Genomic DNA, 22,996 nt, shown 5'->3' on the forward strand with positions numbered 1-22,996 from the left:
GAGTGCAGTCATGCCTACGGCATATCATTTTGCGGCAATGCGTCAGATTGATTTATCTGAAGTGATGGCCATTGAGCATGTTGCCTATGCTTTTCCGTGGAGCCTGGTTCAATTTGAAGATGCGTTACACAATAATAATCTTGGCATTTGCATGCGTGATATCGGTGGGACCCTACTAGGTTACTGTGTTTTAATGCCAGTCGTGGACGAAATGCATATATTAAATTTATGTGTCGCGCCACCTGCTCAGGGCCTCGGTATGGGCCACGCGCTGCTGAATGCAGCCATCCAATGCACGCGTACGGCAAAGTTGCCTCAGCTTTTACTTGAAGTAAGATCCTCGAATCAGCGTGCCCTCCGGTTATATCAGCAATTTGGCTTTATGGTTATCGGCCACCGGAAAGGCTATTATTTAGCTCAACATGGCACGCGTGAAGATGCGACTGTCATGCGGTTGACATTATCCATGGAGAGTGCAGATGTCTCGACCTGATCCGATTTTAGAAGAACTGGGTTTGCTGCCGGTATGGGTGAGGCGTGCCGCGGATACAGCCAACGTCGCTGGACCCGTGGCGGTTGATTCAAGCCCAATCACGAGCATCGAGGCGCAAACAAAAGAACTTGAAGCCACGCCTGGCTCGTTCCCAGTTTCCTCTGAAACGCCAATTAACCTGCTTGATTGGGACACTCTCAAAGCACGCGTTGCCAATTGTACGCGTTGCCGGTTATGCGAAAAGCGCACTCAAACGGTATTTGGCACTGGCGATGAAAAGGCGAGTTGGATGCTCGTAGGCGAAGCGCCTGGCGCAAATGAAGACCGCTTAGGAGAGCCTTTTGTAGGGCAGGCCGGTAAGCTGCTTGATAATATGCTGCGCGCAGTAGGGCGCACGCGTAATAATGGTGTCTATATTGCGAATGTCATCAAATGCCGCCCGCCTGGCAATCGTGATCCTCAATTTGATGAAGTGGCTCAATGTGAGCCGTATCTAAAACGACAGCTAGCGATCATTCGACCGCAACTGATTATCGCGCTTGGCCGCTTTGCGGCGCAAAGTTTACTCAAAACCGATGCCAGTATTTCATCGTTACGGACGCGTGTGCATCAATATGAAGGCGTGCCTGTGATTGTCACGTATCACCCAGCTTATTTGTTGCGCAATTTACCTGATAAAGCAAAAGCGTGGGCGGATCTATGCCGAGCGCAAGAAATTTATCAAGAAATAAGTCGTTAGTTAATTTCAATTCTTGTGTTGGCGTATCGCGATAATGGTTGGGATACGAGCTACCGGCACCTTAATTGCAGACCTTCCTGTCTACCCAGACGTTCAATGCTGGTTAAGTATGGCATATTGCGCTCCTACTCTAATACGTACAATTCAATGAAATGTAAGTGCTTTGATTTTATCGTCAGAAAGTTTAGTGGCTTGCTTGATCAAATCTAGCGTGACACCTCTTGCTAGCAAATTTTTAGCAATTTCAAGCGCAGCTTTTTGCTGCCCTTCGAGCAATCCCTTTTGCTGCCCTTCAAGTAGCCCTTTTTGCCGGCCCTCTTCAATTAAATATTGTGCAGCAGACATAATATCCTCCCGATAATGTGGTTTAGGGTACGAGCATCCATTCTATTGCGTACGATTCAATGACATGTAAGCTCTTTGATTTTATCGTCAGAAAGTTTAGTGGCTTGCTTGATCAAATCTAGCGCGGCACCTCCTGCTAGCAAATTTTTAGCAATTTCAAGTGCAGCTTTTTGCCAACCTTCGAGCAGTCCCTTTTGCTGCCCTTCGAGCAATCCCTTTTGCTGTCCTTCGAGCAGCCCCTTTTGCTGTCCTTCGAGTAGCCCTTTTTGCCGGCCCTCTTCAATTAAATATTGTGCAGCAGACATAATATCCTCCTGGTAATGTGGTGCGTGTAGGCCCCCAATAGTAATGTCCTATTTTAGCTCAGTACAAAAGTCCTACTTTTAGATCACTAGCCTTATGCTAAGGGGCTTATTTTGCTGATCTAAGGCGTAGTATGGCTAAACCAGGATGGATTACGATGAGCATGCTCGAACTTGAGCGGGTCAAGGTTATACAAGCAGTTATCGAACGTCGTTTGAAACGTTACCAGGCAGCAGAGCACCTAGGTTTGAGCCTTCGGCAGATGACACGAATCGTTGATCGGTATCGCAACTTCGGGGCGGCTGGAGTACCGTCCCGGCACCGTGGCAAAGCGAGCAATCATCAGCTACCAGCGGGTATTTCTGGGCGTGCGATTGCACTCATTCGTGAGCACTACGTGGACTTTGGTCCAACGCTGGCTTGCGAGAAGCTATACGAATGTCACGACATTAAGCTGGGCAAGGAAACGGTGCGTCGCTTGATGATTGAGGCAGGTCTATGGGTCCCTAGACGACAACGGTCTGCTAAGGTTTACCAGCCTAGAAATCGACGATCCTGTCTGGGCGAACTGATCCAGATCGATGGCAGTGACCACTTTTGGTTTGAAGACCGTGCGCCCTCATGCACATTGCTAGTGTACGTTGACGATGCGACCAGCCAATTGATGGCGCTACACTTTACGGCAACCGAATCTACTTTCTCATACTTCGAGGCCACTCGTAAATATTTAGATAAACACGGCAAACCTGTAGCGTTCTACAGTGACAAGGCTAGCGTTTTTCGAGTCAATGCCAAAGACGCAACTTCGGGTAAAGGACACACCCAATTTGCTCGAGCGATGTACGAATTAAATATCGAAAGTATCTGCGCCAATACCAGTCAAGCTAAAGGTCGTGTAGAACGAATGAATTTGACCTTACAGGACCGTTTAGTCAAGGAGTTACGGCTACGCGGCATCTCTACCCAGCAAGAAGCAAATGCCTTTGCGCCACATTTTATTTGTGATATCAACGCTCGTTTTGCCAAACCGCCACGTAGTGACTTCAATGCTCACAGAGGGATTCGTAGCGATGAGAATTTGGATCATATTTTTACCTGGCGAGAGCTCCGCAAAGTCTCCTGCAACCTGACCTTGCAGTACGATAAAATTTTATATTTGTTGCCAGATAATCCCGAGATGCGCTGTTTGATCCGTAAGTATCTCGAAATCGTTGAATACCCGGACGGTCACATCGAGGTCTGGAGCAATGGCACCTCTGTGCCCTACACAATTTATGACCGCTTGTCGGAGATTGATCAGAGCTCAATCGTGGAAAATAAACGCTTAAGCCATGTCTTGAGAGTAGCTCAGACCGTACAAGCAAAACGGGATAACCGTCGTAATACACACGCCCCCTCGCGGACCCATGCAGGCCAACCCGTTAAGTCCAAAGTGAAGGATAAAGGCCTTAAAAAACAGCGAGAATTGAACGCTGCAGATCTCAATCATGCGATTTCTGTTGTTAACAATCTGACACAGAATTGAATCATCGCTTTTGCAACGAAGTGGGCTTAATTTTGCACAATGATTGCTGTAACACTGCTAACCGGGTTGTCCACGGCAGCCCCCGCTCTTGGGCTTGATAGAGCCCGGCGAGGGCTGCCGTGGACAACCCTACGCTTTCTATTATTTAAAGCTAGACAAATAGGACATTTCTATTAAGTTAAAAGTGGGACATTTGAATTGAGCCTTGACAGTGCGATGTTAATCATAGATTGGACAAATTGCGTGTCTATTCCTCGGCCTTCCTTTGCTAGATAATATAGTAATGCTTGTCTTTTTTCAATCGAAATTGGATAATGCTCAAATAGCTCAAATATTTTCGGTGCAAGCTCCATCAACTCCAAACTATGAATGTATTTTTGCGCCAATTCCATTACTGCACAACGTTTATGTGTCATCAACACTGCGTCTGGTATAGTCGATAACGCAATCAGTTGAATGGGTTCTGTTAACGCAAATATTTTTTGTGCTATTGGCTTGTGTCTGAAACACTCTAAGAGGCAGAGTGAGCCTTTATATGGATCTGCACCCCGATAAAAAATTAATGGCAATACCACCGGTAGCAATGTATCGCCTTGATTAAGGTGTTGTTTCATGATGGCACTTTGATAACGCCACAGCTTAAAAGGCGTTAACTTACCCGCCGCACTTTCATGTTCTAGCAGGATATACGCTAAGCCTTGGTTTTTCATTATGTGGACTGAATAAACAATATCGCTGTAATGCTGGCTTAAATTGGACTCAACGAATGCGCCCGGAGCAAGGGATAGAGTATTGAAATCAAATTCTTGTTGCCAAGAGTCAGGCAAATGGATTTGTAGAAATTCTTTAGCAATCTCGACATCCATAAGAAATAATTTAAATAAGGCATCGTGCGGCATTGATAAGTTGTTCATCTAGCATTTATCTTGTTTGTTGACTTACCGCCAACAGGTTGAGAATGCTAAATATTTTGGCACGATGCCCTAATAATAAATACTAGGCCGAATGGCTAATTTGTTTTCCCTGAAAGAGTTCTTTTTAATGAGGGATTATTCGATCTTCCACATTTAATAAACACCAGCGGCTATCTATGTGAATTTGACAAAACTCGCTACGATGATGCGCTTTTCGCTCAGCACGAGATTGAGTCTGCGCCTTCCCTAAACCGTGCAAACATTAAAAGAAAAGCGGAATTTTTTGCTGGGCGTTATGCTGCGCATCAGGCCATTAAAAGGCTGGGGACAGTTGTCATGATGGCTACCACCACTGATAAAAATGATGCACCGGACCGATGCCGCTTCCTACCGTCAAGCTTGAGCTATGCATTAAGGTCTGGGTCAGGTAAGCCTTGGCATCACTGACCGCACTTTCTAAATCTAGCCGTTGCGGTCTTAAGGCCGCAATCGCCGAGGACAACGTGCAGCCTGTGCCATGGGTATGGGCACTTAGAACGCGTGCACCACCCAGGCGGGTATTGCCATTTGCTTCAATCAACCAATCAGGGCTGAATTCACCATTCAGGTGGCCGCCCTTCATCAAAACCGCGCGCGCGCCTAGAGCCCGCAGTGCTTCGCCTTGGCGTACCATCTCTTCTTCACTGGTCGCGCAGTCTTGTTCGAGCAAAGCGGCCGCCTCAGGCAGATTTGGGGTAACCAACTCGGCCAGGGGCATGAGTTCTTCGCGTAAGGTGGCAATGGCCTCTGTATCGAGCAGTGCATGCTTGCTTTTTGAGAACATCACCGTATCCAGAATCACATGCGCTGGTTGGTAGCGACGCAACGCAGCCGCGACCGCCCGCACAATACCTGCATTTGCAAGCATACCGATTTTGATGGCATCAATCTTGATATCGCTTAAGACAGCGTCGATCTGTGCGCTGACAAATTCTGCTGTCGGCGTATAAACGCTCTGTACGCCATGAGTATTTTGTGCGGTGAGGGCAGTAATCACCGTTGCCCCATACACGCCCAGCGCTGAAAAAGTTTTCAAATCAGCCTGCACGCCAGCGCCACCTCCAGAGTCGGAGCCTGCGATCGTGAGTACATTGTGAATAGAAGTAGGCATAGAGAGCTTCCTTGGCATTTCCCTAAGCTAGAGGTTAATGTTTATGCTCGCCAATCAACGCCACTGAATCAAATTGGCGTTGATTGGCTTGATGTAAGCGCATCAAAGCCCACATCATGAGGCAAACCGAGATCCCGAACAAGACGATCACTAATTTAACTGAAATATCAAACCAAATCAGAGCCGAATACAGGCATAGCATCACCAGGACTGACAAATTCTCGTTGAAATTTTGCACTGCAATTGAGTGGCCAGCGGAAAGTAAAACATGTCCTCGATGCTGCAGCAAGGCATTCATCGGCACTAAGAAAAAGCCTGAAAGTAGACCGACTATCAGTAAGAGCAGGTTAGCCAGCACCAAATACATAGGTATTTGTAGATAACCCAGATTTAAGCTCCAGCTTGGCGCAAGATCATGCGTGATAAATGCCATCACGATTAGCGCCAGGCCCATTAAAATGCCGATTGGCAGGACACTGAGCGAGCGCTGCAGTGGAATTTTGGCGGCGGCAATGATGGCGCCTATCGCCACCCCTAACGAGACTACGACCTGTAGCGCCGCTCCTTGGGACAAGCTCATGCCAAGCGATATCTCCGCCCATTTCAGTACAATAAATTGCAAGCTCGCGCCTACGCCCCAAAATAAAGTCGTGACGGCAAGCGAAATCTGGCCAAGTTTGTCATGCCATAGGGTGACAAAGCAATGAGAAAAATCGGCCAATAAGCGCAACGGATTAGATTGCTGCTTCGGATAGCGGGCGCCGGTATCTGGAATGCCAAGATTAAACGCTGAGGCCAGAATATAAACCCCGGTAATCACCAGCATGGCAGCTTGTGTGCGAGTCTCGATTAACGGTAGATTGAGTTCAAGTAGATGACGCGCAATCGGAGGGCTAATCAAGAGGCCGCCAAGCGCTGTGCCAAGAATGATTGAGCTAACCGTGGTACCTTCAATCCAACCATTTGCAGCAACTAATTTTTCAGGCGGTAGCAGTTCAGTGAGAATGCCATATTTGGCAGGTGAATAGGCGGCTGCGCCAAAACCTACAATGCCATAAGCGAGTAGTGGGTGGGCGCCAAACAACATCGTTAGGCAGCCGGCTACTTTAATGGCATTGGTGATCAACATCACCCGGCCTTTGAGCATAGAATCGGCAAAAGCGCCGACAAAAGCCGCCAGTAGCACATAAGAAAGCACAAAAAAAAGCTTCAGCAGCGGAGTCATCCACTGCGGTGCAAGTAGATCGCTCAGTAAAGCGATGGCAGCGATGAGTAAAGCATTGTCGGCCAGCGAAGAAAAGAACTGCGCGGCCATAATAATGTAAAAACCTTTTTTCATTGAAATCAAGTAGCCTAGGCTGCTGCGAAAAGAGTTATGCAAAAGAGGGTTGTTTTCGTGACGTTATAACACGAAAATACGGTTTTCTGAGTGAACAACCTTAGGACAACACGATTTGTCCCTACTATCATAATCCATGCCCCGTCCAATTTCTGCCGCTATTAATCTGCTCGCACTGGCTCATAATCTCGAGATTATCCGCCACCTTGCGCCGCACTCCAAAATCTGGTCTATCGTTAAAGCGAATGCTTACGGGCATGGACTTGCCCATGCTTTGCGAGGACTTTGTAAGACCGATGGTTTTGGCGTGATTGATGTTGAGTCCGGGATTAAATTGCGGGAGCTTGGCTGGGCGGGGCCGATTTTGTTGCTTGAAGGATTTTTTCATCCTAGCGACCTTGAAATGATCGATCGTTACAGTTTGAGTACCGCAATTCATTGCGATGCACAGCTGCAAATGCTTGTCGCAGCACGCTTAAGCAAGCCAATCAATATTCACTTAAAAATGAATACCGGCATGAACCGGCTTGGCTATCGGCCAGAGTCATATCAAGCCGCTTGGCAACGTGCTCGTGACTGCACGAATATCGGTCAAATTACGCTCATGACGCATTTTTCTGATGCCGATAACGGCCGCGGCATTGAACACCAAATGGATGAATTTGAACGCGGCGCCAAAGAGTTGGCTGGCTCGCGTTGCCTAGCCAATTCGGCTGCTGTGCTGTGGCATGCGCGCACCCATGCCGACTGGGTGCGCCCAGGTATTTTGCTCTATGGCGCATCCCCCTCTGGTGCGGTGGCAGCGCTTACCGGCCACGGCTTTTTGCCCGCAATGACGCTGACCAGTGAGATTATCGCCGTGCAAAACCTAGCGCCAGGAGACACAGTAGGCTATGGTTCTATTTATAAAGCAGAAAAACTCATGCGCATTGGCGCAGTAGCGTGTGGTTATGCAGATGGTTATCCACGCGCAGCTCCCGCTGGCACGCCAGTCTTCGTAGACGGCGTGCGGACTCAGCTTGTTGGCCGCGTGTCGATGGATATGATGACGGTTGATTTAACCTCACTACCCAACGCCGGCGTCGGCTCTAACGTACAATTATGGGGTGAGCAGCTAGCGGTTGACGAGGTTGCACAGGCTTGTGGCACGATAGGGTATGAGTTGTTATGTGCGCTTGCGCCGCGCGTCTCTGTACAGGTGAGCTAAAATGGCAAAAAAAACGCTTTATGCCTGTGGTGTTTGTGGCGCGCAGTCGCCCAAATGGCAAGGGCAGTGTCTTGCCTGCAATGCATGGAATTCACTGATTGAGACCGTAGCTGAAGCACCCGCCACCCACCGCTATCAAGCGCTAGCCAAGACCGCTCCGGTGCAAAAACTGGCGGCCATCGAGGCCGCCGATGTGCCACGCTTTTCAAGTGGCATTCAAGAGTTTGACCGGGTGCTTGGTGGTGGTTTAGTGGCAGGTGGGGTGGTCCTAATTGGCGGAGACCCGGGCATTGGTAAATCAACCCTGTTATTGCAATCGCTTGCCGTCTTGGCCCGTGAGCGTCGCGCGCTTTATGTGAGCGGCGAAGAGTCGTCTGCACAAATCGCTTTGCGCGCGCAGCGCTTGGGTTTAATGGAAAGCACGGCGCCCGCAAGCGAGCTGCATTTGCTAGCCGAGATTCAGCTCGAGAAAATACAAGCAGCAATTACTGCTGAACGGCCGGCAGTGGCGGTGATTGATTCGATCCAAACCGTCTATTCAGAGGCGCTGAGCTCAGCGCCTGGCTCAGTTGCCCAAGTCCGCGAATGTGCCGCGCAACTCACGCGCTTAGCCAAGCAAATGGGCGTGACTATCATTATGGTCGGCCATGTGACCAAAGAAGGCAGTCTGGCCGGGCCGCGGGTGCTGGAACATATTGTTGACACAGTGCTGTATTTTGAGGGGGATACTCATTCCGCCTACCGGCTGGTGCGGGCCTTTAAAAATCGCTTTGGCGCAGTCAATGAGCTCGGGGTGTTTGCGATGACCGAGCGCGGTTTGCGCGGGGTAGCGAACCCCTCTGCGCTTTTTCTATCACAACATGAACACAGAGTGCCCGGCTCTTGTGTGTTAGTCACGCAAGAAGGCTCGCGGCCATTGTTGGTTGAGATTCAGGCCTTAGTCGACACCGCTCATATACCCAATCCCCGTCGACTCGCAGTAGGGCTTGAGCAAAATCGGCTGGCGATGTTATTGGCGGTATTAAACCGGCATGCAGGCATTGCGTGTTTTGATCAAGACGTGTTTTTAAATGCCGTAGGGGGCGTCAAAATCTCTGAGCCAGCCGCGGATCTTGCAGTGTTGCTGGCAATTCAATCCTCCCTGCGCAACAAACCGTTGCCTAACGGCTTAGTGGTATTTGGCGAAATTGGGCTGGCTGGCGAAATCCGCCCTTGCCCACGCGGACAAGAGCGCTTGAAGGAAGCGGCCAAGCTTGGTTTTTCAATGGCTTTGATTCCAGCCGCAAACGCCCCTAAGCAGCCGATTGAAGGGCTTGAAATAATTGCTGTTGACCGGATTGAAAAAGCGATTGAACAGATACGGGCACGCAATAATAATTCATGATAGCCAACCTACCTGTGTGCCCGTGCATTCAGTTGATATGCGTGCCAGTTTGCAGCACCATATGCAAAAATGCTTTGCACAGCTCGGCTTAGCCATTTTTTTAATGAGAGCTATTGCCGTCGCACCCAGCGGATAAAAAACCATATCCCTACGAGCGCGTTACAGAGCACTAGCATCCATTCTGTCGGCTTGATGCTAACCGCATTTGCACTGTAGAGCGCAGGTTCTACCACAATCGATGAAAAAGAGGCGAGGGCGATTCCCGATAAACCAAAAGTACCGATAATTTTGGTCGGAATATGCGGATTAAGCACCGCCCAAGTTGTAATCAAAAAAATCACGCCATAGCCAATCGCAATTAAAATATTCATGGTTTTCCCAACAAATAGCGCTTGATTGTGCCGATGAAATCCGCTGATTGAATTTCTTTGAAGATTTGGCTGATGACCGCCAACGCAAACAACCCCACCAGAAAATTAATACAAACTTCTGTTTTTTGGCCAGTAATGCCCAAAATTTCGACCAGAGCAGGTGCAATAAAAACCGCACAGCCGACTCCGATCAGAAAAGTATAGAGCTTTTGCCATCTATGCAAAGGCTCGCCCAAACATTTTAACGAGCAAGCCGAACCCGCGGCGCTAGGCAAAAGTAGGAGTAGCCAGGCTTCGCTATCGAGCCATAGGGCAACCGCTGCATTTACGATCGGTTCAATCATCTTTTTAACTTTTGTGAATAAAGGGCGAGCCTCAACCCAACGTTATGATTTGACAATTTTTTCTACTATTTTGACACACTCTAATCTATAACGCCTGGGAGTTGAAGTCCAGCGGAACCTAAAACTGAGGCAAGCAGCAAAGACTGCGTCTCAAACCTTGCGCTTGATGATATGCTGAGAAATACTATACATGTACCGGCTAACCTCGCCCTTTGACAAGGGCTTACTGCCCAACCAAGTAGGAACTACTTACGGTTTAATGCAAGCAGGAAAACTTTGAGATTAGGAAAAAAATGAGCAAAGCTATTTCGCTAACGCCGCCGTCAGCCAACCGTCCCCTCTTTATTCTTCAATTCATCATTGCCACTGCTCTGCTAATGGAGGGCATTGACAGCAGCATGCTCTCGACGGCGCTACCCGCTATTGCTGCGAGCTTTCAGGTTGAGGTCATACAGTTAAAGTTAGCTTTTGTTGCCTATTTTTTAGCCATGGCCATTTTCATTCCGATTAGTGGTTGGTGTACAGATCGTTTTGGTGCCCGCAAGGTTTTTTGCAGCGCGATTACTCTTTTCACATTGGCCTCGATTGTCTGCGCCAGCGCCCCCAATTTTTATATTTTTGTAGCAGCTCGCGGTCTGCAAGGCGTTGGTGGTGCGATGGTTTTTCCTGTTGGGCGATTAATCCTGGTGCGCTCAATGGCTAAGAGTGAGTTCATCCGAGCTTTCTCAAACATAACCATCCCTGCCACCATCGGAACTATCATTGGCCCAATGATTGGGGGCTTGGTGACGACTTATGTTCACTGGAGCTGGTTATTCTGGATCAACGTACCCATCGGCATCGCGATCATCGTAGTTGGCATTAAATACGTTCCTAAATTTCGTGACGCACCTTCAGCTTTCGATCTAATTGGCTTTCTCCTTTCCGGACTAGGCTTGGCAGCAATCGGATATGGTTTTTCGGCGATGGGGGACCGCTCATGGTGGCCATATGCATTGATAATGTCAGGGGTTGTTTTAATGCTCGTTTATTTTTGGCGAGCAAGAAAGATGGTGGCTCCCGCATTAGATTTGAGACTTTTTGCGATCAAAACGTATCGAGTAGGTATCGTCTGTGGCTTCATCAGCCGTGCTGTAGGCGCTGGCGCTTTTTTCTTTCTTTTACCTATGATGCTGCAAGTGGGGTTCGGTTTTACTCCGCTCCAATCTGGCAGCGTGATTTTCGCGAGTGCGGCGGGATTTCTAACCGGTAAATTTTTTATTCAAAAAATATTACGTTGCCTAGGTTTTCGTCGGACCCTCAGCATCAATGCGATCATCGGTGGTCTCAGTATCAGCATGCTGGCGTTATTTTTGCCGACAACCCCACGCATTATCATGCTCGCGATCTTATTTGTAGGTGGGCTTAGCAGGTGCTTGCAATACATGGCGTTGGAGGCCCTGTCTTATGCGGATATGCCGCTGTCAGCAATGAGTCGAGCCTCAACCGCCTCGAGTGTTTCGAAGCAACTCGCAATCGCGGTGGGAGTCGCTTTTGCGGCGTTGGCGCTAGAGAGCGTTGAAGCTGCGCGTGGCGTTATCTCGGTCGACATGAGCAATTTTCAAATTGCGTTTATGCTTGTTGCAATTCCTACCATGATCACCATTTTTATGATCTTGCGCATGGACCCAGACGCGGGTGCAGAGGTGTCTGGCTACCAATCGACTTAGTCCGCATGCCTTTGAAAGAGGGTCAGCCACAGCGGCAATCACCTGCATGGTCATTTTTCCTGCCGGACTGGTGAGGTCAACGCCACCCAGCGCAAAACAATGCACACGCACACCTAAAACCGTAAGTTGCTCGACGGTTGCTCGAATATCCATTGTCGAGAGGGAAAGATGAGATCGTATGGGGAAACTCACTTGATGAAATTGAAATAATTTCTTGCCACATGTTTGGGTTGTTTGCTATATTTCTCAAAAAATATAAAGCACCAAAGTAGTCCCGTTGTTTCACCTTGTATACCTAAGGAAAGTGTTCAGTTCTGGGCGCTGACCGCTAAATATAGAAAAAGGGAGTGGGTAGGATGGGCAAAAAAACATGTTTTATCAATTCGCTTAGAAGAGCTGTTTCAGGCGTTCCCAACGATATTAAATATTGCTTTAGATCAGGCATTGCAGCGATCAAGTGGCTGCAGCAGCTTAAAGAGCGTTTGATTATAGAGCTCAAAGTGCTCTGGGAAAAAGAGCGGAACTAGGCTGACCTAAATTTCCTGCGACTCAGTGCTATCCCAAACCAAACTTTAGATCCTTAGCTGGTGCGACCAGCAAAGGGATTGGTTCAATTTTTCTAACGAGAAAACCATGGTGGAGAACAAAAAAAGTAGTCCTTTGCTAGCTAAACTCCCCTCATCAGGCACTGCTGAGGCGGGCGTGGCGAATGCGCCGACGGATTTTGCAGCAATCATGGCCGAACAGGGCTATCAGTCGGTTTTTGATATTATCCGCTAACCTAAATCATTGTTTGCTTCCAAATTACGGGGAGTGTGGAAAGGAGACGCAGAGCATGCATTATGACAATGCGATGTGCTATGCAATACAGATTGCCCGTTCTTTTCGTGAACGGCAGCTGTCTTCTGGCTCTGTCCCTGTATCAGGGCAACGCACGGGGACGAGATCATTAGTTGAGACGGGTCCTACTTATGCCAATTTGTTTAAGGAAAACTGGGATGCTTTTTGCAAGGTTGGTGCGCTAGAAGCGATTGATTCACCGGTTTCGTATTTGACGGATATTTATCGCTGGACGAAGAAAATAGAAGAATCAGGAGTGGGCGACAAACGTATCCAGCTGGATATACGCCGGCCAGACTTTGCTCATTTATTGATCGACCATCAGAGCACCCATCAACCGATTCCGGCACTGCAACTGGCGAATCAGATCGTTGCAGATGGGATTAAGGCCTATCTGAAAACAATGGAAAATCCAGATTTATCAATCTGACTGGAAATACGTTAGTGATGATAGTGCCCGTATCGAACTATTTGCCGATACGCACTTTTACGACCCAGTTGGACGGGAGTATAAGGTGCTCACCGCCAAAAAATACTTGCGTAGATATCAGGTATTCCCTTGGTTTACCGTGAGTGAAGATGAAAATGATACGGCAGCCGATGTTAATCGATAAATCAGGCTCTTTGCTATATGTTTGCCGAGGCTTTTGTGCCTGACTATGCCTAAGCGGGCTATTAAGATTCCTATAATTAAGGAGACGACACATGGCATCCACTTTCTTGCCCGAGCTCCATACCGGTACACCTACTGTTAGTATTCACGACAACCGTGGCCGGGCCGTGCGCACACTTGTCTGGCACCGTACGGCAGTGGGCGGTACAACTGAGACGCGCATTACTCGCCATCAATATAATATTCGCGGGCAGTTGGTGCAAAGCATCGACCCACGTCTGTATGCTGCTCGGCAGAGCAATACTAACGTTAAACCCAATTTCACTTGGCATTATGACCTGGCTGGCCAACCCTTGCGTACGGAAAGTGTGGATGCGGGGTGTACGGTATCACTCAGCGACTGCGAGGGCCGCCCTTTATTAGCCGTGACAGCTACAGGCGCTATCAAGCGCTGGCAATATGAAGATCACTTACGGCCTGGACGTCCGCTGGCGGTCAGCGAGCTGACGCCCGGACAGTCAACTCCGTGTACCACGGATCGATTTATTTGGGCCGGGAACACACAGGCTGAGAAGAACCATAATCTGGCCGGCCAATGCGTGCGCCATTATGATAGCGCTGGCCTAAACCAGCTTAATAGCCTGTCCCTGTCAGCGACAGCCCTGTCCTTGTCTCGGAGGCTGTTGCTCGATGACCAGGAAGCCGACTGGGCAGGTAACAGTGAAGAAAATTGGCAGGCTATGCTCGCTGAAAATGTCTATTCTACACAGAGCACGACCGATGCAACCGGCACTTTGCTGACCCAGACCGATGCAATGAGAAACCTGCAGCGTGTGGCTTACGATGTGGCCGGGCAGTTGATGGGGAGTTGGTTGACTTTGACGGGGAAGGGGGAACAAGAAATCGTCAAATCCCTGACGTACTCGGCAGCCGGTCAGAAATTGCGTGAGCAGCATGGCAATGGGGTCGTGACCGAATATACCTATGAGCCGCAGACCCAGCGCCTAATAGGAATCACTACTACCCGTTGTCCATCCGACCATCCTGCTGGCGCAAAAGTACTGCAAGACCTGCGCTATGAATATGATCCGGTAGGCAATGTGATCAATCTCCGGAATGAGGCGGAAACAACTCGGTTTTGGCGCAATCAGAAAGTGGTGCCGGAAAATACATATACCTATGACACCCTGTACCAACTTACCTGTGCTACTGGGCGAGAGATGGCCAACATTGGCCAACAGGGAAGCGCGCTTCCCTCGTTGATAGCTCCGTTGCCTGCTGATAACAGCGTCTATACTCAATATACCCGGACTTACACCTACGATTGGGGAGGCAACCTGAACCAAATCCGGCATTGCGCGCCAGCCACGGGTAATAACTACACCACAGATATCACGGTATCGGATCGTAGCAACCGGGCGGTGCTTAGCCAGGCTGGACTGACGCCGGAAGGAGTGGATGCGTTATTTGATGTCGGAGGGCATCAGCTGTCGCTGAGGCCTGGCTTGCCCGTGGACTGGAATGCCCGTGGAGAATTGCAGCACATTGCTTTGGTGAGCCGTGAAGAAGGCACTAGCGATCGGGAAAGGTACCGGTATGGTGGTGATGGAATGCGGCTACTCAAAGTGAGCGAGCGGCAAACCAGTAATACTGTGCGAATACAGCAAGTTGCTTACCTGCCAAGGTTAGAGCTGCGTACGACACGCAACGGAACCACCACAATTGAAGACTTGCATGTTCTCACTATTGGCGAGGCGGGTTGCGCGCAGGTGCGCGTGCTGCACTGGGAAAGCACGCCGCCATCAGGTATTAGCAACAATCAGGTGCGTTACAGCTACGATAATCTGATTGGCAGCAGTACGCTGGAGCTGGATGATCGAGGGGAAATCATCAGTCAGGAAGAATACTATCCGTACGGCGGAACGGCAGTGTGGGCAGCGAGAAACCAGATCGAAGCCAGCTACAAAACAGCGCGCTATTCGGGTAAGGAACGAGACGCGACGGGGCTATATTACTACGGATATCGGTATTATCAGCCCTGGGTGGGGCGATGGCTGAGTACCGACTCAATGGGGACGGTAGATGGGCTAAACCTGTATCGAATGGTGTTGAATAACCCGGTATCTAACTTCGACTATGCAGGAACGCGTTCATTGACGGGCGGGATCATTAACGCTGCGGCTAATGTTTTCTCCAATGGTTTTTCTTTACCAGATCTATCAAGCTTTTCTCTACCGAGTTTTTCCCTACCCAGTTTTTCCCTATCAGATTTCTCCTTACCCAGTTTTTCTTTTTCAGATTTCTCTCTGGATTTCTCTCCGGTCGGGATAGCCAGGTCAGTAGGCTCTTTTGTTGTAAATCAGGGTTGGAAAAGATTCACTCGCTATCTGTTTAAAAACAGTACGCATGAGCAGAGGGTGAAACAAATCCGATGGTTGAAAGCGATTTCTATGGGTGTGGGCGCCGCAATGCTTCTTGGAGGTATTGCGGCAACAGCTGGAGCTGCGATCCCTGTGATTGCCGGCGTTGCGGTAGCAGGTCTTATTAGTGCTGGTGGAATTGGTTTTTTCAGTAACAAAATATCTAATGCATTCGCTAAATTGATGACCAAACTTCCAGGGAGTGTCACTACTCGATCTAATATTACTACTGTAGTCGCGAATGAAGTTCATGGCGGGAGTGTAGAGTCGGCAGTAAACTCGGTTGCAATAAACACCGTTTCCCAACAAGTCTATGAAGGGCTTGGCATGAGTAATGAAGCTAGAATGGGAGCAGCAAATGCAATCGGCGCTGCCTCTGGTACGGATAATACGATTAATAATGGGCGCCCTGGGCGTGTAACTGGGCTTACGGCTCCGGCTGCTGCTGCTATCGTAGGCACTTTGCTTGAGAGTCCTGAGCATAGTGCTGAAATGGGAGTAAATGTCGCAGTAGGAGCTAATGATGGCGCTCGGAAAGGGAGATGGATCGATAGGCAATTTGGGCTCAGTATGGGAACTTCGTTGCTTGCCCCACTAGGCATAGAAATTCCTGGTATAGAGGCGATAAATGCTGAACTGGTTTTATCCACCACATATGGTGTGGGGAGAGGAATAAATTATCTGGCAGAGAATCATCATTACAGAAACCTCAGAGAGGTGGTGCCCAATATTGATTAATTTTTTACTTTAACTTAAATTTGGCTATTTGTGCCCATCCCCCAAAAATGTAAAATTGGCCAAAAAACATCCCTGAAGAGATGATGGTCACGCGGGTGATCCTTCATCTCCCTCTTCAAGTGCTTTTGAAGTTGGCTTCTTTTCGCGGACACTTTTAAACTACCTAAAAGGAGTCCGTAATGAATCAATCTAGAGCGCCGTATCCAGCGGCCTTTCGTCAACAAATAATAGAGCTAATGCAAGCGGGTAAGAGCGCTAAAGAGCTATCCAAAGAGTTCGGATGCTGCACTAAGACAATCCTGAATTGGGTAGCCCAAGCTTCAATAGCACTTTTGGCCTGTTGTCAATAACGACGATTACAGAGATTCACATATGTTGGTCGTTCTCACGCGTCCCTAGCCCCTCTCCGCTTTAGTGCTAGCAGATTTTGCCTGTCCTCACGGCTTGGCATACCGAATGCTCGGCGGTTACATTGTCCTCAGAGCTTCACACGCGGCTGTTACCGGCTGCGCATGTCTAAGTAGGGAACGGCTGATGGAGCAACCGGTTTCATCAGATTTGTTCCACCTGTGAAACAGAAATTCAAGCGACCTCAGGTCGCACCTAAAGCCTTCACTTGGACCGGATTGACGATGGAAACCGCAACACCCGCATCGTGTAAAGCTTGAGCCGCTTGCTCATGATAACTCCCCGTGGCTTCCATTGTGACGTGAAGATCGGTAAGTTTAACGCTTTGCTTAACAAGCCACGTTAATAGTTCGCTGAACCCCGTTTGGCTATTGGTGACTTTTTTAGATTTGCGTTTAAGACCAGTGTCATCAAGTAATAACGAACAATCCAACTTGGCTTTAGCAACATCTATACCCAGATAAAATATCTTCATATTTTCAATTCAAAATTAATACTACCAACCCACTCACTTTCCTTGTGCATGCAGGGTCGAACCCTTGGCTACCGTTCAGTATTTTGTTGGCGAGAGGAAGAGGTGAAGGACTTAATCTTACGGACAAGGTCCAGGCCTTTAGGATTCGTAAAAGTTCTCTCCACCTCACATGATGGGAGCTAACCATCATAAAAAAGATGATACAAGGGATTCGTTTCTCGGAAGCAAGGTCAAGTTTTTGTCATTGTAATGCTCAAATGCGATGGCCAGGTTGGGTTGACTGTGTCCGATGATCTAAGGAACAAGCCCAGTAAAAAAATTTCTTGAAAATTTAGAAAATATACTTTACATTTGAGCATCACCTCGATAAACAGGTCCTGAATTGTGCGAGAAGTTATTTTCATTGTCGCAGATGGAGTGGGTCTAAGTCATAGAAAAATGAGGTGTCAGTGAGCAGGAGCGGTAAAGTTTACGACCCACGTTTTGCGTTGCAGCAATGAATATATAAATAGGCGACGCTTGCAGTATGCGGGTTCTGTAGATTGTTTTCTAAGAATGTTAAAAATAGAAGTAGAAGCGGCGAATCAGCTGGAAACGTATCAGGTGGAGAGGGCTCCTTAGTTATATCAAGGCAGTCATGAGTTAATAGGCGAATGGTTTGTGCCGGGTGAAAACTCGTTTGGCGCATCGGCGTTTATCGCTGCCATCGCACGTGACCGTGACGCCCACCGGATGGGAAGACAGAGATGTTCGCCTAAACCAAGGTAATGATACGCATTGGGGGTGGGGACGGAAGATGAAAAAGAATTCTCCTGAGAAGCAACAAACGCTTTCGCAATGGTTAATGGCGTCGGAGTCGCAGGCAGTGCGCGACGTCGTGGCGAAATCTGGTTCGGTAGTGTCATTGGCGCAACGTAGTTTACGGGGGTTGATCACCTCTGATCAGCTGCACGTGACTGAGGCAAGGCAACTGCATGATCGAGCACGTAGCGTAGCGGTGGCGGTTGCGCGGCAGTTTCGTGAACGGGAGCTGAAGGGCGGTAGACGGGCTTTTGAGTCGCGTCATGGCTTACATGCGTTGACGGCTGGGCCTCGCTACGATTTTCTTTTTAACCCCGACTTCGACGCGATGGCGCAATCAAACGCCATCGAAGCCCGGATCTCGCCGGTTGCCTACCTCACTCAACTATACCGTAAGGCGCTTGAGTTGGAGGCGGGTTCAGAGAGCGATTTTAAGCTAAGGCTGTCTAAACGCCGACCCGACCTTGCGCAAAAAACGTTGGACACAGCGGTGATGAATAGCCCGTGTCGCACCCTATCTATTGTCAATGAGGTGCTTGAACACGCGATTGGCCAGTATCTAGAAACCTTCTTTAAGGAAAGCGATGAGGGCGATTCAGCGGTAGACAGGGCGTTGGTCCAATGCCGCTATCCGTGGCGTATGCCCTATGAACACTGGCAAGAGCAAATTAATACGATTCTGTCTTTTGCCGAATCTGCCCTGACGTTGGGTGATGTCGCACGCCAAATGGATAATGACTATCCCTACTTTTACCGGAAGGGAGCGCATTCAAGTATCTCGGATGTGGCTATGCAACAAAGCATCGGACTGGGACCCAACCGGCGCGCTGTGCTCATTGAGGCACCGTACTTTCCTGTGTCGGACGATGCCTCTATCCTTCCGGTGACGAATGACGCCTCTGTTGTACGCCGCGGCAATCCCCATACCCTGCTTACAAAGTCAGAGACTCTCCTTGAAGAGCAAGCGAGGTTTTTTAAGCGGAACTTTGGGGTGGAGACCCTGCAGGAGCTTCAACGCACAGAGGTATTTTGTCTTCAGACAGATACGCCGCGCCATGATTTAGACACATTATTTGCGATCCAAACACATGCGCCGTTTATCTCGCCCAACGTGCAAACGAATAGCCGTACAAACGATGCATCTGTCTTTGGTGCTACATTCATCAACAGCGGCCCTCAGCCGCCGATTGGTCTAGAGAGTGCTGGCGCGATCGAAGAGATGGAGGAGGACGAAGCAAAGCCCGCACACATTCTGCGTGATCTGACTGCGGATCGGGCCGACCGCGTCAATCGCATGATTCGGCTCAGTCGCTGGATGGGAGTGTCGTATAGCGAAGCGGACCAGTTGGTCATGGCCACCATCACTGCTGAGCAGGGGGATCCCGCACGACCCTGGATGACGACTAATACGCTTCGTGCGTTAGGAGTGTTTCGTGATCTGCGAGCGCGCTATGGGGTGAAAGCAGAGGATTTTGCCGCCTGGCTTCATCAGATTTCGCCGTATGGACAAGGCGATACGCCCTCGCAATTCGACCGAATTTTCAACATTCAATCGCTCTTTGCTGAGCCGTTTGTGTTGGATGGCACGCCTTTTGACATTCAGCCTGCGGATACCGACGAGCGTGGCAAGCAGACTGTACAGCAAATTAGCACTGCCTTGGGGCTCAACCAGGAAACCTTCCAATATATGGGCCGATTGATTGTGACGAGCGCTGAGGAGACCCAACTCACACGCTCGCTCGAGGTGGTCTCATCGTTTTATCGCATCACAAGCCTTGCGCGGTACTTGAAGCTACACCCGATTGTGCTCACTGCGTTATTAGAGACACTCGACCATGGCGGTGAGTCGCTGGTGCGTCAGGTGATGGGAAAACCAGTCAATATTTCATATCAGGTCTACGGTTACGCTGATCTGCTCAGTACACTGGTTGCCGTGGTTTCCTGTATCGAGTGGTGTCGGGATAACGACATTGATGTCGTGTGGCTGATCCAACATATTCAGTCGCCGGTGACGCCCACCGTTGCCACCGAAGCGGAAAACAAATTAATTCGCGAAATTAAGAGTCGGCTGGAGCCCGTCCGCGTGACCCAAACCGTTCTACTCGAGTCTGGGATACCAGAGACGATTTACATTCCGGATCCCCGACCAGGAGAGTATCCTCCGATAGAAAAGACGCCCAACTGGTTTGATCTGTTACAAGATTTGGTGGATGTTGACGGGATTATCCGAGACGGCGTGTCGGCTTCGGACGAAGACTACGCCTTTAGTGCTCGTAACATCATTGATGATATGTTGGACCAACTCTATACAGTCGAGACAAATTCAACTTTTGCCCAGAGGCAGCCTGCCGCGGAGGAAACAGTGCTTGCTCGTCCGGGTGACGTGACGGTGGAGGTGGAAAAGCGTCAACTGGCCGAAACGCTGCTGGCTATTGTGCTGCGCGCTCGGGCGGCACAATATGCGGTGGTGCAGGAAAGTGGAGCGGGCTATTTGAAGCTGAGTGCAGAACTGGTGTTGCCGCTCATCGCCTGGGCTGGCCAAAGTGCGTACGACCTGCTGGCCTGGTCGATGCGCGCAGTCGATGAGCCAGGCAATGCGATGCTGGCAGCAGCCAGACGTATGAGCACGCCGTTGGATCAAGACGAAGAGGAGGAGGCGAGTAGCTATGACAAGATGCTGATCAAAATGGTCGATCTCAGCCGGCTGGCCCGTATTGTTCAGCAATTCCAGTTGGATGCTGCGATGTTGCAAGCCCATACGCAGATGTGGGGGCAAGATTGGTTTGGTTTTGAGGCGGGTGCGGTGACGCTGCAGAATATCTATTACCTCAGCCTATATGCGCGCCTAATCAAAAATGCACGGCAACCCCCTGAAAAGCTATTGCATTATCTGAGGCTGGTCAATGACCCAGAGCTGTTTGCTTCGGATGCCATGGACGGGCCGTCTGCAGATCACTTGCGTTTAGTGCGCGATGGGGCCGCTGGAAAACTGGCTGAGTTACTGGGCTGGAGCGCCCGCGAGATCCTGCAGATCGCTTTGACGATCAATCCATACGGCATCGTGTTCAACCTGGTTGAATTCGACAAGCTACTGCGCTGCTACGTGCTTTGTCAGTCAACGGGTCTAAATGCGCGGGCATTGCTTGATCTGGGGCAACTGGATTTTCATTCTCCCGATGAGGTTTACCGCAAAGCGGCGCAGAACGCGCTCAGTTGCTTGACTGTCGCGACGGTGGCTACTCAGAAGGCGGAGCAGGGGCCCGTGGCCGAGGTGGGTCAGAGTGTGACGAGTACCTGTGAGGTTAGTCCCGAGAAGTTGATCGCGAATTACGACGATTCTAAAAATGTGGCGACCTTGACGCTGACCATCCGGGATCTGACCAATCAGCCGCTGCGTGGCATTGTGGTTCGTTGGAGTGTCGATGACGCGGGTAGCTTGCGTCAGACACAAACAGTTACCAACGAGGATGGTGTGACCACTGTGATGCTTTACCCGGGCATTATCATGGGCGTGGCGCGCGTGCGTGCACGGATTGGCTTGGACCAAGTGCTCGATATGCCCGTCGTACTAATCGACTGCGACGAGGACAGCTTGGATATTGTGAGCTATACCGGCCGGCCGCCGTCGCCACCACCGCTGGCTGGCGAAAAAACCAAGGTGGATTTGTATGTTAGGTTAAAGGACCGGCCGTATGACAACGCTGGCGTGGATCGCCTTGTCAGATGGGAGACGAATGCCGGACGATTGCTGCAGACTAACGTGCACACCGATCTGGAAGGCTATGCACGCGTTCAATTAGTGAACAAATTTGCGGAGCCATGCCAAGTTAAGGCCTATTACAATGGCGTGACCGTGGATCTGCCACCTATTAGATTTGAAGATAGACCGTATATTGATGACCGGTATCGATTGCGTCTAACTACGAGCAATGTGGCCGGCGAAGACATCACGGTGACTTGCCGTTTACTGGGATTGTCGGGTGAGCCGGTCGATGGCGAAACGATTTGCTGGACGGTTGATGATGCCGAGCCACAAGCCTCAACCACGCAAGACGGAGGGATCGCCCAATTCACGTTCCGACCGACTGAGCATGGTCGCGTTAAGGTAAAAGCGCAATATAAGCCGAGCGGATGTGAGGCGCCGCAAACACTTGATACGTTTGAGCAAGATATTGATGTGCTGTCGGATCCGACACTGATCCGGGTGACTGAATCGACCCTGACCACTATTGCTAACCCTGAGCAACCGCTGCTCCTGAGAGTACGGGTGGATTCTGCCCAACCCAGTGGTGATAAAGGGGATAAAAAGCCCATCGCGCGCTATCCTGTGACATGGCGCATCAGCGGCGGTGAAAAAGTGTTGACAGCTGAGTCGACTGATGAGCTGGGCTACAGCACCTTCGCGATGCCGCGGGCTACAGAGGGCAACTATGAGGTGGTGGCCAGTTTGTCGGACGAGCAGAAGATAACGCTCCAGATCCGCGTAATTCCCGTGCCGCAATGGGACATAACACTTAATGGTCAGCCGGTTTCGACAGCATCAACATTAACCTTTCGACACGGTGAAAATGAAAAATACTGCTTACATATCAAGCCAGCCGCGGGCCAGGCTTGGTTGAAGAATGAAAGGGTGGCATTGACGTGGGATGGTCCGAACGTAATTGGGCTCGGTTTAAGCGCCAATCCGTCGTTTCTTCAAATACTGCCCATAGAGACCGAGGAGGGCCTTGAGTGGACCATCATCTGCAAGGGTCGAGAGAGCGCTCAGTTTGCGCTGGGCGTGCGTCTGACCGCGCTTGATCACGTCACCTGGCTGAGGGTCAATCTGCTGGAGTCGGCCAGCGGCCCCGCCATAAAAAACAAGTTACGTAAATAAGG

At 49.8% G+C, this 22,996-nt stretch carries 21 protein-coding genes and 1 pseudogene; 13 read left to right on the top strand and 9 right to left on the bottom strand.

What is annotated here, in order from left to right:
- Nucleotides 1–10 precede the first annotated feature (10 nt).
- Nucleotides 11–493 carry a ribosomal protein S18-alanine N-acetyltransferase gene (rimI, locus tag NQD60_RS04105; protein ID WP_257101265.1) on the top strand — a complete coding sequence of 161 codons (483 nt, stop codon included), beginning with the start codon at nt 11–13 and terminating at the stop codon, nt 491–493.
- A complete protein-coding gene (locus tag NQD60_RS04110; RefSeq protein ID WP_257101172.1) occupies nt 480–1,232 on the top strand; it encodes a uracil-DNA glycosylase family protein in 753 nt (250 codons plus the stop codon). The genes rimI and NQD60_RS04110 overlap by 14 nt, the downstream gene beginning before the upstream one ends.
- Before the next feature lie 144 nt (nt 1,233–1,376).
- On the opposite strand, the gene NQD60_RS04115 is transcribed toward NQD60_RS04110, so the two are convergent.
- Both NQD60_RS04115 and NQD60_RS04120 read right to left on the bottom strand, forming a co-directional pair.
- A complete protein-coding gene (locus NQD60_RS04115) occupies nt 1,377–1,577 on the bottom strand; it encodes a hypothetical protein (protein ID WP_257101173.1) in 201 nt (66 codons plus the stop codon).
- A 56-nt stretch (nt 1,578–1,633) separates the two neighbouring features.
- Nucleotides 1,634–1,882, bottom strand: coding sequence for a hypothetical protein (locus NQD60_RS04120; protein ID WP_257101174.1), 249 nt, complete (start codon nt 1,880–1,882; stop codon nt 1,634–1,636).
- A 131-nt stretch (nt 1,883–2,013) separates the two neighbouring features.
- On the opposite strand from NQD60_RS04120, the gene NQD60_RS04125 reads away from it, so the two are divergent.
- A complete protein-coding gene (locus tag NQD60_RS04125; protein WP_257100571.1) occupies nt 2,014–3,405 on the top strand; it encodes an ISNCY family transposase in 1,392 nt (463 codons plus the stop codon).
- Nucleotides 3,406–3,578: 173 nt separating this feature from the next.
- Here NQD60_RS04125 and NQD60_RS04130 read toward each other — a convergent pair whose 3' ends face one another.
- Complete coding sequence (locus NQD60_RS04130; RefSeq protein ID WP_257101175.1) at nt 3,579–4,319, bottom strand: Rpn family recombination-promoting nuclease/putative transposase; 741 nt, start codon at nt 4,317–4,319, stop codon at nt 3,579–3,581.
- A gap of 228 nt (nt 4,320–4,547) precedes the next feature.
- On the opposite strand from NQD60_RS04130, the gene NQD60_RS09165 reads away from it, so the two are divergent.
- Nucleotides 4,548–4,766 (top strand): hypothetical protein, encoded by a 219-nt coding sequence (locus NQD60_RS09165; RefSeq protein WP_368736115.1) that lies wholly within the window; start codon nt 4,548–4,550, stop codon nt 4,764–4,766.
- On the opposite strand, the gene thiD is transcribed toward NQD60_RS09165, so the two are convergent.
- Both thiD and lplT read right to left on the bottom strand, forming a co-directional pair.
- Nucleotides 4,663–5,469 carry a bifunctional hydroxymethylpyrimidine kinase/phosphomethylpyrimidine kinase gene (gene thiD / locus NQD60_RS04135; protein WP_257101176.1) on the bottom strand — a complete coding sequence of 269 codons (807 nt, stop codon included), beginning with the start codon at nt 5,467–5,469 and terminating at the stop codon, nt 4,663–4,665. The two genes, NQD60_RS09165 and thiD, sit on opposite strands and share 104 nt — an antisense overlap.
- Before the next feature lie 34 nt (nt 5,470–5,503).
- Nucleotides 5,504–6,808: a lysophospholipid transporter LplT gene (gene lplT, locus NQD60_RS04140; protein WP_257101177.1), complete on the bottom strand. Its 1,305-nt coding sequence runs from the start codon at nt 6,806–6,808 to the stop codon at nt 5,504–5,506.
- A 136-nt stretch (nt 6,809–6,944) separates the two neighbouring features.
- Between lplT and alr the strand changes: the two genes are divergently transcribed.
- Both alr and radA read left to right on the top strand, forming a co-directional pair.
- Nucleotides 6,945–8,015 (top strand): alanine racemase, encoded by a 1,071-nt coding sequence (gene alr, locus NQD60_RS04145; protein WP_257101178.1) that lies wholly within the window; start codon nt 6,945–6,947, stop codon nt 8,013–8,015.
- A 1-nt stretch (nt 8,016) separates the two neighbouring features.
- Nucleotides 8,017–9,399 carry a DNA repair protein RadA gene (gene radA, locus NQD60_RS04150; RefSeq protein WP_257101179.1) on the top strand — a complete coding sequence of 461 codons (1,383 nt, stop codon included), beginning with the start codon at nt 8,017–8,019 and terminating at the stop codon, nt 9,397–9,399.
- 110 nt (nt 9,400–9,509) lie between these two features.
- Here the strand turns inward: radA and NQD60_RS04155 are convergent, their stop codons facing one another.
- Together NQD60_RS04155 and NQD60_RS04160 are read right to left on the bottom strand one after the other, a co-directional pair.
- On the bottom strand, nt 9,510–9,770 hold the full coding sequence (locus NQD60_RS04155; protein WP_257101180.1) for a hypothetical protein: 261 nt from the start codon (nt 9,768–9,770) through the stop codon (nt 9,510–9,512).
- Entirely contained in the window at nt 9,767–10,114 is a 348-nt protein-coding gene (locus NQD60_RS04160) for a holin (protein ID WP_257101181.1), read from the bottom strand. Before NQD60_RS04160 ends, NQD60_RS04155 begins: the two co-directional genes overlap by 4 nt.
- A 293-nt stretch (nt 10,115–10,407) precedes the next feature.
- Between NQD60_RS04160 and NQD60_RS04165 the strand changes: the two genes are divergently transcribed.
- Nucleotides 10,408–11,823, top strand: a complete 1,416-nt coding sequence (locus NQD60_RS04165) for an MFS transporter (RefSeq protein WP_257101182.1) — start codon at nt 10,408–10,410, stop codon at nt 11,821–11,823.
- Nucleotides 11,824–11,844: 21 nt separating this feature from the next.
- Here NQD60_RS04165 and NQD60_RS04170 read toward each other — a convergent pair.
- Nucleotides 11,845–11,982, bottom strand: a pseudogene (locus NQD60_RS04170) (recombinase family protein); the annotation flags it as partial.
- 197 nt (nt 11,983–12,179) lie between these two features.
- Here NQD60_RS04170 and NQD60_RS04175 point away from each other — a divergent pair.
- The 5 genes from NQD60_RS04175 (at nt 12,180) to NQD60_RS09170 (ending at nt 16,784) form a co-directional block, all read left to right on the top strand.
- Nucleotides 12,180–12,350: a hypothetical protein gene (locus NQD60_RS04175; RefSeq protein WP_257101183.1), complete on the top strand. Its 171-nt coding sequence runs from the start codon at nt 12,180–12,182 to the stop codon at nt 12,348–12,350.
- Nucleotides 12,351–12,456: 106 nt separating this feature from the next.
- On the top strand, nt 12,457–12,603 hold the full coding sequence (locus NQD60_RS04180; RefSeq protein WP_257101184.1) for a hypothetical protein: 147 nt from the start codon (nt 12,457–12,459) through the stop codon (nt 12,601–12,603).
- 55 nt (nt 12,604–12,658) lie between these two features.
- Nucleotides 12,659–13,093: a Tc toxin subunit A gene (locus NQD60_RS04185; protein ID WP_257101185.1), complete on the top strand. Its 435-nt coding sequence runs from the start codon at nt 12,659–12,661 to the stop codon at nt 13,091–13,093.
- Nucleotides 13,094–13,368: 275 nt separating this feature from the next.
- Nucleotides 13,369–16,434, top strand: a complete 3,066-nt coding sequence (locus NQD60_RS04190) for an RHS repeat domain-containing protein (RefSeq protein WP_257101186.1) — start codon at nt 13,369–13,371, stop codon at nt 16,432–16,434.
- A gap of 236 nt (nt 16,435–16,670) precedes the next feature.
- Nucleotides 16,671–16,784 carry a hypothetical protein gene (locus tag NQD60_RS09170; protein ID WP_368736116.1) on the top strand — a complete coding sequence of 38 codons (114 nt, stop codon included), beginning with the start codon at nt 16,671–16,673 and terminating at the stop codon, nt 16,782–16,784.
- Nucleotides 16,785–17,026: 242 nt separating this feature from the next.
- On the opposite strand, the gene NQD60_RS04195 is transcribed toward NQD60_RS09170, so the two are convergent.
- Nucleotides 17,027–17,317, bottom strand: a complete 291-nt coding sequence (locus NQD60_RS04195; RefSeq protein WP_257101187.1) for a transposase — start codon at nt 17,315–17,317, stop codon at nt 17,027–17,029.
- Between the two features lie 796 nt (nt 17,318–18,113).
- Between NQD60_RS04195 and NQD60_RS04200 the strand changes: the two genes are divergently transcribed.
- The gene (locus tag NQD60_RS04200) at nt 18,114–22,994 is read left to right on the top strand and encodes a Tc toxin subunit A (protein WP_257101188.1); all 4,881 of its coding nucleotides are present in this window, start codon (nt 18,114–18,116) and stop codon (nt 22,992–22,994) included.
- The last annotated feature ends 2 nt before the right edge of the window (nt 22,995–22,996 follow it).

The sequence above is a fragment of the Mycoavidus sp. SF9855 genome, from assembly GCF_024582735.1.
GTDB lineage: Bacteria > Pseudomonadota > Gammaproteobacteria > Burkholderiales > Burkholderiaceae > Mycoavidus.